Annotated in this window: 10 protein-coding genes and 1 riboswitch; of the genes, 7 read left to right on the top strand and 3 right to left on the bottom strand. The window is 61.4% G+C overall.

The window, feature by feature from the left end:
* Window positions 1-151: 151 nt before the first annotated feature.
* Both ahcY and metK read right to left on the bottom strand, forming a co-directional pair.
* A complete protein-coding gene (ahcY, locus tag AC4BCN_RS03025) occupies window positions 152-1,576 on the bottom strand; it encodes an adenosylhomocysteinase (protein ID WP_092713571.1) in 1,425 nt (474 codons plus the stop codon).
* Between the two features lie 24 nt (window positions 1,577-1,600).
* A riboswitch (S-adenosyl-L-homocysteine riboswitch) is annotated at window positions 1,601-1,669 on the bottom strand.
* Between the two features lie 123 nt (window positions 1,670-1,792).
* Window positions 1,793-2,959: a methionine adenosyltransferase gene (gene metK, locus AC4BCN_RS03020; protein ID WP_035823888.1), complete on the bottom strand. Its 1,167-nt coding sequence runs from the start codon at window positions 2,957-2,959 to the stop codon at window positions 1,793-1,795.
* Between the two features lie 188 nt (window positions 2,960-3,147).
* Here metK and AC4BCN_RS03015 point away from each other — a divergent pair, with 188 nt between their 5' ends.
* Genes AC4BCN_RS03015 through dapF form a run of 3 tightly spaced genes read left to right on the top strand, consistent with a single transcriptional unit; the run spans window position 3,148 to window position 5,764 of the window.
* Entirely contained in the window at window positions 3,148-4,017 is an 870-nt protein-coding gene (locus tag AC4BCN_RS03015) for a lysophospholipid acyltransferase family protein (protein WP_490492529.1), read from the top strand.
* The gene (locus AC4BCN_RS03010) at window positions 4,014-4,889 is read left to right on the top strand and encodes an LpxL/LpxP family acyltransferase (RefSeq protein WP_034753075.1); all 876 of its coding nucleotides are present in this window, start codon (window positions 4,014-4,016) and stop codon (window positions 4,887-4,889) included. The genes AC4BCN_RS03015 and AC4BCN_RS03010 overlap by 4 nt, the downstream gene beginning before the upstream one ends.
* 11 nt (window positions 4,890-4,900) lie before the next feature.
* Window positions 4,901-5,764: a diaminopimelate epimerase gene (gene dapF, locus AC4BCN_RS03005; RefSeq protein ID WP_490492528.1), complete on the top strand. Its 864-nt coding sequence runs from the start codon at window positions 4,901-4,903 to the stop codon at window positions 5,762-5,764.
* Window positions 5,765-5,775: 11 nt separating this feature from the next.
* On the opposite strand, the gene AC4BCN_RS03000 is transcribed toward dapF, so the two are convergent.
* Window positions 5,776-7,278 (bottom strand): tetratricopeptide repeat protein, encoded by a 1,503-nt coding sequence (locus AC4BCN_RS03000; protein WP_490492527.1) that lies wholly within the window; start codon window positions 7,276-7,278, stop codon window positions 5,776-5,778.
* A gap of 415 nt (window positions 7,279-7,693) precedes the next feature.
* Here AC4BCN_RS03000 and AC4BCN_RS02995 point away from each other — a divergent pair, with 415 nt between their 5' ends.
* The 4 genes from AC4BCN_RS02995 to AC4BCN_RS02980 all read left to right on the top strand — a co-directional run bounded on the left by AC4BCN_RS02995 (window position 7,694) and on the right by AC4BCN_RS02980 (window position 11,808).
* Window positions 7,694-8,764: a porin gene (locus AC4BCN_RS02995; protein WP_490492526.1), complete on the top strand. Its 1,071-nt coding sequence runs from the start codon at window positions 7,694-7,696 to the stop codon at window positions 8,762-8,764.
* Window positions 8,765-8,942: 178 nt separating this feature from the next.
* Window positions 8,943-9,620, top strand: coding sequence for a DUF484 family protein (locus AC4BCN_RS02990; RefSeq protein WP_035823876.1), 678 nt, complete (start codon window positions 8,943-8,945; stop codon window positions 9,618-9,620).
* Between the two features lie 7 nt (window positions 9,621-9,627).
* Window positions 9,628-10,575, top strand: coding sequence for a tyrosine recombinase XerC (locus tag AC4BCN_RS02985; protein WP_490492525.1), 948 nt, complete (start codon window positions 9,628-9,630; stop codon window positions 10,573-10,575).
* 138 nt (window positions 10,576-10,713) lie between these two features.
* Window positions 10,714-11,808: a CobW family GTP-binding protein gene (locus AC4BCN_RS02980; protein ID WP_490492524.1), complete on the top strand. Its 1,095-nt coding sequence runs from the start codon at window positions 10,714-10,716 to the stop codon at window positions 11,806-11,808.
* The last annotated feature ends 426 nt before the right edge of the window (window positions 11,809-12,234 follow it).

The raw sequence follows: 12,234 nt of genomic DNA, 5'->3' as shown, positions 1-12,234 counted from the left end.
CCGGCACAAAAGATATACCGATCAGTCTTGTTGCCTCAGGAACCGTAGCGAGCGGATGCGCGGCGTGGCCGAGAAGCGCAGCTGTGCTTTAGCACAGTGAGCATCGCCGGCCGCGCCCCGCGCCGCGCAGTAGGTTCATGAGGCAACCATCTTAGTAACGGTAGTGTTCAGGTTTATAAGGACCTTCCGTGCGCACGCCAATGTAGTCGGCTTGCTCTTGCGTCAGTTCCGTCAGCTGCGCATTCAACTTTTTGAGTTGCAGGCGGGCGACTTTTTCGTCCAGGTGTTTTGGCAGGGTGTACACGCCGACCGGATAGTTGGCCGTGTTCGCGTACAGTTCGATCTGGGCGATCGTCTGGTTGGCGAACGACGAGCTCATCACGTACGACGGGTGGCCCGTGCCGCAACCGAGGTTGACCAGGCGGCCTTCGGCCAGCAGGATGATGCGGCGGCCCGACGGGAAGATGATGTGGTCGACTTGCGGCTTGATGTTTTCCCACTCGTATTGTTTCAACGAAGCGACGTCGATTTCATTGTCAAAGTGGCCAATGTTGCAGACGATGGCCTGGTCTTTCATGCGCGTCAGGTGATCGTGCGTGAGGATGTGATAGTTGCCCGTGCAAGTGACAAAGATGTCGCCGTGTTCGCAGGCGTAATCCATGGTCACGACGCGGTAGCCTTCCATCGCCGCCTGCAGTGCGCAGATCGGATCGACTTCCGTCACCCATACTTGCGCCGACAGGGCGCGCATGGCTTGGGCCGAACCCTTGCCGACATCACCGTAACCGGCGATAACGGCCACTTTGCCGGCGATCATCACGTCGGTGGCGCGCTTGATGCCGTCGACCAGGGATTCGCGGCAGCCATACAGGTTGTCGAATTTCGATTTCGTGACGGAATCGTTCACGTTGATCGCAGGGAAAGCCAGCTTGCCTTCCTTGTGCATCTGATACAGACGGTGCACGCCGGTCGTCGTTTCTTCCGTCACGCCGAGGATTTCAGGCAGACGCTTCGAGTACCAGGTCGGGTCGGCCAGCAAGTGCTTCTTGATCGAGTTGAAGAGGCAGATTTCTTCGTCCGAACCGGGATTGGCCAGTACCGACAGGTCGGTTTCCGCGCGCACGCCCAGGTGCAGCAGCAGGGTGGCATCGCCGCCATCGTCGAGGATCATGTTCGAGTAGACAGCCTTGCCGTCCACGTTCGGCCATTCGAAGATGCGGTGCGTGTATTCCCAGTAGTCGTCGAGCGACTCGCCCTTGACGGCGAACACAGGCGTGCCGGCGGCAGCGATGGCGGCAGCGGCGTGATCTTGCGTGGAGTAAATGTTGCACGATGCCCAACGCACTTGCGCGCCCAGTGCTTCCAGGGTCTGGATCAGCACGGCCGTCTGGATGGTCATGTGGATGGAACCGGTGATGCGCGCGCCTTTCAGAGGCTGCGCTGCCGCGAATTCTTCGCGGATGGCCATCAGGCCAGGCATTTCCGTTTCAGCAATCTTGATTTCTTTGTCGCCCCATGCGGCCAAGGTGATATCGGCGATGGTGTAGTCGTGTTGCGATTTGAGTACGGCGTTCATCACGCCCTCCTTTCAGTTGAAAAAGGTACGTGAGCGCAGTTGCAGGATATTCCGAGCCTGGCGAATTTCTTCGTCGCAACGCTCCTCGGACGGGGGATTTTAACATTGTCAAGGCTGCCGCGCCAGCTTGTTCGCCATACATTGCCATGTAACAACACATAAAAAAAGCGCCCACGACCTAAAGGCCGGGGCGCTTTTCTTGCAAGTTCGACTAGATTACTTCAGGCCGGCGGCGTCGCGCAGCAGGGCGACCTTGTCCGTGCGCTCCCACGTGAATTCCGGCTCTTCGCGGCCGAAATGGCCGTAGGCGGCGCTCTTCTGGTAGATCGGGCGCAGCAGGTCGAGCATTTGCACGATGCCTTTTGGACGCAAATCGAAGTGCGCCAGCACCAGCTTGGCGATTTCCGCGTCAGGAATCACGCCCGTGCCTTCCGTGTAGACGGTGATGTTGATCGGCTTGGCCACGCCGATGGCGTAGCTGACCTGCACCTGGCATTGACGCGCCAGGCCGGCTGCGACGATGTTTTTCGCCACGTAACGGGCCGCGTAGGCTGCCGAACGGTCGACTTTCGATGGATCCTTGCCCGAGAACGCACCACCGCCGTGCGGGGCTGCGCCGCCGTAGGTGTCGACGATGATCTTGCGGCCGGTCAAGCCGCAATCGCCTTGCGGACCGCCGATGACGAAACGGCCCGTCGGGTTGACGAGGAATTTCGTGTCCGTCAGCCATTCGCGCGGCAGGATCGGCTTGATGATTTCTTCGATGACGGCTTCTTCGATCTGCTTGTGCGAGATTTCCGGCGCATGCTGGGTCGACAGCACGACGGTGTGCACGCCGACGGGACGGCCATCGACGTAGCGCAGGGTCACTTGCGATTTTGCATCCGGACGCAGCCATGGCAAACGGCCATCCTTGCGCAGCTGCGACTGGCGCTCGACCAGGCGGTGCGCATAGTGGATGGCGGCGGGCATCAGCTCGGCCGTTTCATCGCAGGCGTAGCCGAACATCAAGCCCTGATCGCCAGCGCCTTGATCCAGGTCAATGCCTGCACCTTCATCGACGCCTTGCGCGATGTCCGGCGACTGCTTGTCATAGGCCACCAGCACGGCGCAACCCTTGTAGTCGATGCCGTATTCCGTGTTGTCGTAGCCGATGCGTTTGATGGTTTCGCGCGCAACTTGAATATAATCCACATTGGCGTGAGTGGTAATCTCGCCAGCCAGCACCACCAGACCCGTGTTGCACAGGGTTTCGGCAGCCACGCGGGCGGCTGGATCCTGGGTCAGGATGGCATCAAGGATGGCGTCGGAAATTTGATCGGCAACCTTGTCCGGATGGCCTTCCGAAACGGATTCGGAAGTGAAGAGATAATCGTTTGACATTGCAAGCTCCTGTTTACTATGTGAATGTTCTGTCGCAGTAAAGAGGATTTTGCCTGCGACGCTTTAGCGATATTTATATTCCGCTTCGCAAGTTGTCTATTAACTCAGCGGTTACTGCATACGTGGTATTTTACGCTTCTTAAAAAATTTTGGCACGGCAACACGCCATTCCTGGAAACCGCTTATACATGTTAGTCCCAATTTTTCGCTTCCTGTCCATCTTTCCCCTGCCCGTCCTGCATGGCCTGGGCGCTGCGCTCGGCTGGGTGATTTACGCCATTTCCCCGTCCTACCGCCGCCGCATGCGCGAGAACATGCAAGGTGCGGGGTTTTCGCAACACTTGCACACGGCCGTGGCTGAAGCGGGCAAGAGCGTGCTGGAATTACCGTTCATCTGGTGCGCGCCGGCCGAGCGCGTAGCGCGCCATGCGACGGTGGAAAACTGGGAACTGGTGGAAAAAGCGTTGCAGCATGGCCGCGGCATCGTCTTCCTGACGCCGCACCTGGGCTGCTTTGAAATCGTCGCCCAGCAAATAGCGCTGCGCACGCCGCTCACCGTGATGTACCGCCCGCCCAAGCGCGCCGCTTTGAAACCGCTGATCGAAGGGGCCCGCGCGCGCGAAAACCTGATGCTGGCGCCGGCCAATATGTCGGGCGTGCGCATCTTTGCCAAATGCCTGAAAAAGGGACAACCGATCGGCCTGCTGCCCGACCAGGTGCCGCAAGAGGGCGAAGGCGTGTGGGCCGATTTCTTCGGCCGTCCCGCCTACACCATGACCCTGCCGGCCAAGCTGGCGCAGATGGGCGGCGCCGAAGTCATCATCACCTACGCGGAACGCCTGCCGGGCGGGCGCGGCTATGTCGTGCATTTCGTGCCGTTCACCGAGTCGCTCGACAGCACCTCGGCCGAACAGGCACGCACCATCAATGCGGCCATGGAGCAATTGATCGCGCGCAGCCCGTCGCAATACCTGTGGAGCTACAACCGCTATAAAGTGCCGCGCGGCGCACCGCCGCCCACGCCCGCCACGTCCGATGCCGCCGGGGAGCAGGCATGAGACTGCTGATCGCCTTCATGTGGCTGCTGCACTGGCTGCCTTTACCCATTCTCGGCCGCTTCGGCGTGGCCGTAGGCAGCGTGCTGTTCATCGCCATGCCCACGCGGCGCAAGATCGCCCTGACGAATCTGCGCCTGTGCATGCCGGAATTGACGGAACAACAGCGCGTGGCGCTGGCGCGCCAGCATTTCCAGGCGTATTCGCGCAGCGTGTGGGAACGCAGCATCCTGTGGTGGTCGTCGGAAGCGCGCCTGAACCGCTTGATCAAAAAGGTGCCCGCCTTCCCGGGCCAGCAGATCGCGGCCAAGCCCACCATCCTGCTGTGTCCGCATTTCGTCTGTCTCGACGTGGCCGGCGCCGCCACGGCCATGGAAATTTCCGCTTCATCGATGTATGTGCAGCAAAAGAACGCCGCCTTCGACCAGGCTTTGCGCAACGGCCGTTCCCGCTTCAAGCCACCCAAGCTGTTTACGCGCCAGGACGGCATCAAGACGATTTTGCGCGCGCTGCGCGACGGCTTGCCGTATTTCATGCTGCCGGACATGGATTTCGGCGAAAAGGATGCGGAATTCGTACCCTTCTTCGGCGTGCCCGCCGCCACCCTGACGGCCACGGCGCGCCTGGCGCTGGCCGCCAAGGCGCAGGTGATTCCCGTCATCGCCACCTTCCTGCCCAACTACCAGGGCTGGCAAGTGACCTACTATCCGGCGTGGGACGATTATCCGGGCGACGACATCACGGCCGCCACGCGCCGCATGAACGAATTCATCGAGGAGCGCGTGCGCGAAGCGCCGGCCGAGTATTTCTGGACCCATAAACGCTTCAAGACGCGTCCGGAAGGCGAAGCGTCGTTCTATAACCAGCACAAGTGATACGGCAGACCATGAAACTCCACTTTACGAAAATGCATGGCGCCGGCAATGACTTCATCGTCATCGACGCCATCAACCAGGACATCAACTTCACGCCGGCCCAGTGGCAACGCCTGGCCGACCGCCGTTTCGGCATCGGCGCCGACCAGATCCTCGTGGTGGAAAAGTCGCGCCTGCCCGGCTGCGACTTCCGCTACCGCATCTATAACAACGATGGCGGCGAAGTCGAGCAATGCGGCAACGGCGCGCGCGCCTTCGTCAAGTTCGTCAGCGAAAAAGGCTTGTCGAACAAGGCCAGCATCCGCGTGGAAACCATGGCCGGCGTCATCGCGCCGCGCCTGGAACTCGATGGCAGCATCACGGTCGACATGGGCGCGCCCGTGCTCGAACCCGCGCTGGTGCCGTTTGATGAGGCTGGCTTGACGGGCGTGGCCGAAGGCACCGATCTGCTGTGGCCGCTGGACCTGGCCTTGACGGGCCAAACCTCGCCCGTGCTGGTGTCCGTCGTGTCGATGGGCAACCCGCACGCCGTGCAAGTGGTCGGCGATGTCGATGCGCAAGACCTGGAACTGATCGGGCCGCGCATCGAGCACCATCCGCGCTTTCCCCGCCGGGTCAACGCCGGCTACATGCAGATCGTCGACCGCCAGCACGTGAAATTGCGCGTGTTTGAGCGGGGCGCCGGTGAAACACTGGCGTGCGGCACGGGCGCCTGCGCCGCCGCCGTGGCCGGCATCCGTCGCGGCTTGCTCGATTCCCCCGTGCGCATCAGCGCGCGCGGCGGCGAACTGTCGATCGCCTGGCAAGGCCCCGGCCATCCCGTCCTGATGACGGGTCCAGCCGTGACCGTGTTCGAAGGCACGATCGAGCTGTAATCAACGCTGTATCATGCCGCCAGGAACTGCTGTTCCTGCGCGACATCAAATTCGGCCAGGTAACATTTCAGGCGGTACAGGCGCTGCCGGTAATTGCCTTCCGGTCCCGCCACGCCGCAATCGACGCGCTCAAACAGGCGCACCACCTGATCGAGCAACTGGCGCTCCTGCGCCGTGCGGATCAGCACGAGGCGCCGCTTGCCGCGCCCATGCGCGGCGCTGATATCGATCAACAGACAATGCCCCTGGTCGGCCGCATGGATATCGAGCAACAGCGCCTCGGCACGCGACAGATGAAAGCAGCGCGCCAGTTCCAGGCGCGCCGCCAGCAAGGGGTGGCTCTGGCCCAACTGGCGCAGTTGTCCATGCGCATGCATGGCGGTGCACTGGCCCCAGTCGCCGGGTTCGCCTTGCGGCGCGATTTTCGCCAGTGCCGCTTCCGCTTCACTGCTGCCTTGCGCCTGCGCCTGCAGCAGCCAGTACGCGGCACGCACATCGTTGTTGACGCCGTCGCGGCGATTGCGCCACGCATGCATGCCGCATTCGAGCTGGGCCGGGCCATGCCCCAGGTCGGCGGCCCGCTCCAGGCAGAAATGGGCTTCGACCACATTGCGCTGGGAAAATTCCGGTTTCGTGTAGATACGCGACAGCACGAACCAGGCTTCGGCCAGTCCCTGCTCGCCCGCCTGCGTCAGCCAGCGCACGGCACGCTTGAAATTGGCTGCGCCATTGCGCGTGGCCAGGCGCTGGCCATGCGCATCCATGCGTGCATAGCCGAGCCCCAGCTCCAGCTGCGCCGTGCGGTCGCCGCCATGCGCGGCCAGCTCACAGCACTGCCACCCTTCGGCATCGCCGCCAGGCGCCAATGCCTGGGCGCAGCGCGACAGCAACAGCACCTGTTGCGCGTCGAGGGCGATCGTGCGCGTACCGGCCGCCGCCTGGCGCTGCAGCAACTCGCGCGCCAGCGGCAAGCCTTGCGACAGGAAACCCGCATGGTTGCCTTGGCTCCACGCCTGCTCCAGCCAGGCGTACAGCGGCGCGTCGCCATCGAAGACTTGTTCGCCAGCCACGCTGCTGTCACGCCCGGGTGTTGCCGATGACCGTTCTTGCAGGGATAGCAACCATTGCGCATCGGGCAAGCCGGCGCGTACGGCCGCGTCCAGCGCCACGCGCGCCTTGGCGCGCAAGGCTTCACTGCTGCTGGCGGCGTTGCCCAGCACCAGTTGCGCCAGCACCAGGCCCGCCTGCACCAGACCAGCATCGAACGCTTGCGCGTAATACGGGATCAGCGCCTTGGCTGCCGGTTGCGCCACTTCGAACGGCACGTGCGTGCCAATCAGCAAGCACGCCTCCTGGCTATCCTCCTGGGCCGCCCGCGCCAGCCAGTGCAAGGCCGTCGGCAGACTTTGCGGCACACCTTGTCCAAACAGATACAATCGCCCCAACGCCAGCTGGCAAGCCACATCGCCCGCACGCGCCCCCTTGATCAATCCTAATGTTTCGCGATTTGCCATCGATTCTCGATATTGAGTCAATGATTCTAATAATAGTGAGTCGTCTCCAGGCCCATCAGTGCAGGCCGTCCCTTAGTGTAACGTCCTTGTGTCATAAATCCGCCAAAGCGGCCGCAAGAACTTGATTCAACGCAACAATCTCACGGTCCAGGCATGCCAATATCACAAGGCGCCGATACCGTGGCGATGGGAGAACGCGTGCCATCGGTGCAGGATCGGCAGAAACCGCGCGTTACAAAAATACAACAGGGGCATGCAGTTATGCCGCTTTTCACCAATCTTTTCACGCATATTTGACCAATCCCGCACGTCTAGCGCGCCGACGAATTAAGGTTCATTCATCGAAACGCGGCAGTTGGCGCATTTCAATCTGCTCGGATCTCGGACGGAACTCACTTTTAATAGGGAATAAGACATGAAAAAATCACTCGTTGCCCTCGCACTCTTCGGCGCCTTTGCCGCAACCGCACAAGCGCAGTCGTCCGTCCAAATCTACGGCACGATCGATGCTGGCCTGGGCAAGTCGACCGGTGATACCACCAAGGTCACCAAGCGCGACAACAACAAACTGGGCTTCAAGGGCACGGAAGATCTGGGCAATGGCTTGAAAGCTATTTTCCAACTGGAAATTCGCTATGAATCCGACACGGGTACGCTGGAAAGCAATGGCGCCCGTCCGCTGTTCCAGGGTCAAAGCCGCGTCGGCCTGCAAGGCAACTTCGGTACCGTGCGCCTGGGCCGTGGCCTGACCGCCTTCCAGGAATCGAGCACCGCGTTCGAACCATGGTCGGGCATGCCTACGCCAGCCGGTTTCCAGACCGACCTCACCGTAGCCGCCTACACCAGCGATCCGCTGAGCCCGGCCGGCAACTCGCGTAACCGCTTCTCGAACGCCGTGTTCTACAACTCGCCAGTGTTCAGCGGCTTCCAGGTCAATGCCACCGTCGCCGCCAAGGAAGCCAATGGCAACGCTGCCGTCGCTGCCACGGTGCGCAACCTGACGCCGAATGCCGCCAATGCCTACGCCGTTCGAATCCATATGGTCTCGGCCACGTACACATATTCGGTCTCGGCCACGTACACGACGCCAAGCTTTGCCGCCATGGCCGCTTACGAGCGCAATGCGCTGGAAGCGAAACTGTGGTCGGTTGCCGCATCGTTCAATCCGATCACGGAATTGAAACTGATGGCGTCGTACCAGCATCAGAACGATGAAGAATTCAAGCTCGTCAACACGGACACCAAAGCATGGCTGCTCGGCGCCAACTACGACGTCGGCCCAGGCAAGGTTCGCGCTGGCTACGGTCAAAAAACGCCAGACGGCGTGACCAAAACCAAGCAGGCATCGCTGGGCTACGATTACAACCTGTCGAAGCGCACCTACCTGTACGCGGACATCTCGAACCRGTACGCGGACATCTCGACCAAGGACAACGTTTCGAGTACGACCAACTACATCGGTCTGGGCGTACACCACAACTTCTAATGGCCCGCCTGTCACCCTCCGCGGGTGACAGCTGACCAGGAAGACAAAGCGGCATGGGCAACCATGCCGCTTTTTTCATGGGCGTGCGGAAAATGCATCGGCGCCACGCCCTTTGCGCCTATGCCGCCGCACTCTCGGTTAGAATGAAGCGTTCAACTTTCACTGACAGATATTCTCAATGACCGCCACACTCGATTCCAGCACCGTCGCCCAGTACCTGAGCGAGCACCCGAATTTCTTCGAAGAGCATACCGCGCTGCTTGGTGAGGTCAAGCTGAGCAGCCCGCTGACGGGACGCACCATCTCGCTGCAGGAGCGGCAGATGGAAGTGATGCGCGACAAGTACAAGGCGCTCGAGCTGCGCATGTCCAAGCTGAGCCGTGTAGCCGAGGAAAATGGCGACATCGCCAGCAAGTTCCACGGCTGGAACCAGGCCATGCTGCAAGTGCGCAACGATGCCGACATGCCGCGCGTGCTGGTCGATGCCCTGCAAAGCAATTTCGACGTGCCCTACGTCAGCCTGCGCCTGTGGCAAGTGCTGCCGGAACACGCCGACGGCTGGTTCACGGAAGACGTGACGGCCGACGTGCGCATGTTCGCCAACAGCCTGCAAACACCGTACTGCGGCAGCAACCGCGATTTCGAAGCCGTGCACTGGTTGCAGGCAGATAAAATCGAATCGACCGTCATGATCGCCCTGCGCGCCCCGAACACCACGGGCACCTTCGGCTTGCTGGTGCTCGGCTCGCCCGACAGCGAACGCTTTACGTCGAGCATGGGCACGGATTTCCTCGTGCATATTGGCGCCACGGCCAGCGCCGCCTTGGCCGCGTTGCGCGCCGGCTCGCCTGCCTGAGTACGCCATGAATGCGGCGCGCGGCAAGGCCGAGTGGCTCGACGCCTACCTGGCGCAGCTGGCCACGCAGCGCAAGCTGTCGCCGCATACCCTGGACGCCTACGGGCGCGACTTGCGCGCCTTGCTGGAACTGAGCGGCGATACGCCGTGGACGGCGCTGGCGCACAACGAAGTACGCCGCTACACGGCCAAGCTGCACGCCGGCGGCCTCGACCCGCGCTCGATCGCCCGCAAGCTGTCGTCGTGGCGGGGCTTCTTCAACTGGCTCAGCGGCGAGACCACCCTCGACGCCAATCCCGTCGACGGCATCCGCGCCCCCAAGCGGGCCAAAACCTTACCCAAAGCCCTGTCGGTGGATGACGCCGTACGTCTCGTGGCGCCCGCGCAACACCAGCAAGGCGGAGCCGAGCCGGAGCAGCTGTGCAACCGCGCCATGTTCGAACTGCTGTATTCGAGCGGCTTGCGCGTGTCCGAATTGACCAGCCTGGACACCCATTACTGCAAGGCCGAGAACGGCCAACTCGCCTCGCTGGGCTGGCTCGACATGGCCAGCTTCGAAGTCATCGTCACGGGCAAGGGCAACAAGATGCGCAAGGTGCCCGTCGGCAAGGCAGCGCTCGTGGCCCTGACCGCCTGGCTGGCCGTGCGTCCGCCGGCGGCCGATGGCAGCGCTGCCCTGTTTTTAAGCACGCGCGGCACGCGCATCTCGCCGCGCGTGCTGCAGCTGCGCCTGAAGGCGCACGCGCTGGCGACGGAAATTCCCGCGAATGTGCACCCGCACGTGCTGCGCCACTCATTCGCTTCGCACGTGCTGCAATCGTCGGGCGACTTGCGCGCCGTGCAGGAAATGCTGGGCCATTCCAGCATCACCTCGACCCAGGTCTACACGGCCCTCGATTTCCAGCACCTGGCGCACGTGTACGACCAGGCGCACCCGCGCGCCAAGGTCAAGTAGGCAGCCGCGCCCGTTGGCCAGGCTGATCCATATCAAGCGGATCGGCGCGCATTTGCAAGCTTTTGCAAAATTCCGGCATAATCGTCCGCATTCTTCCGCTTGCGCGGCGGCACCACCGATTACAGCATAGGCATCTTCATGGCACTGATTCCAACCACCATCCTCACCGGCTTCCTGGGCGCAGGCAAAACCACCTTGCTCAACCGCATACTGCAGGAAGACCATGGCATGCGCATCGCCGTGATCGAAAACGAATTTGGCCAGGAAAACATCGACAATGAAATCCTGGTGCAGGACAGCAACGAACACATCATCGAGATGAACAACGGCTGCATCTGCTGCACCGTGCGCGGCGACCTGATCGTGGGCCTGACGGAACTGGCACGCAAGCGCGACGCCGGCCTGCTGGCATTCGACCGCGTCGTCATCGAAACGACGGGCCTGGCCAATCCCGGCCCCGTGGCGCAAACCTTCTTTGTCGATGAGGAAGTGGGCAGCCACTACATGCTCGACGCTATCATCACGGTGGTCGATGCCCGCCATGCAATGAAGCAACTCGATGAATACGAGGAAGCCCAGCGGCAAGTGGGCTTTGCCGACAAGCTGCTGCTGTCGAAAACCGACCTCGTCAGTGAAGACGACGTGGCCGCCCTGACGCGCCGCCTGAAGCGCATCAATCCCCGCGCACCGATCGCCAAGGTCGATTTCGGCCGTGCGCCGCTGGCCGAAGTGCTCGACATCCGCGGCTTCAACCTGAATGAAAAGCTGGAACTGGACCCGGATTTCCTCGCCACGGAAACGGCGCACGTGCACGATCACGACCATGCGCACGACCACGATCACGGCCATGAGCACAAGCATGAGCACGCACATGAGCACACCGAAGCCTGCGCCACCGATTGTGGTCATGCCGACCACCACCATGCGCAGCACAGCGACGATATTGCCGCCTTTGTTTTCAAGAGCACGCAACCGTTTGACAGCGCCAAGCTCGACGAGTTCCTCGGCGGCCTGGTGCAAGTGTATGGCCCGCGCATGCTGCGCTACAAGGGCGTGCTGCTGATGCAGGGCGCCGAGCGCAAGGTGGTCTTTCAGGGCGTGCACCAGCTGATGGGCAGCGACCTGGGCGCCAAATGGGGCGACAACGAAGTGCGTGGCAGCAAAATGGTGTTTATTGGCAAAAATCTACCAAAAGACATTTTTATTCGCGGACTCGAACAATGTTTGGTATAAACTAGCCGGGTTTTGCAAAGTATCCGTTGCAAAGCAGAAACAAAAGGGAAAGTTAAGCACGCTTTCCCGCTGTCCGACACCCATCTTGCTGGTATAAACCAACAAGTAGCCGTCTCTGATCGGCTAGTCAACAAATCGGGATGGCAATATAAAGCAAAGCGTGCCAAAATCAGCGACGAAAACGGCCCATGTCGTTAGCCTGTCATGAAATGCTGGCAAACTGCCGCTGGCCGCATGCCAGGCATGCAACCGATCCACCCAACACGCCTGTTGACGCGCGCATAGCGCGACTGGCATAGAGCGGTAAAAAGTTATCAACATGGCACCTTAGCCGGCCGGTAATCCTGGCTTACGCCGGCAAGCCAAGGTCGCACGCAGTACAGCGGGACAGCAATGCCAAGCGGAACCTGTACAGTTGCTCGGTAT

The sequence above is a fragment of the Janthinobacterium sp. Bl 1 genome (assembly GCF_058215535.1).
Note: the sequence above shows the minus strand (reverse complement) of the source record. Positions and strands in the feature narration are given on the sequence as shown.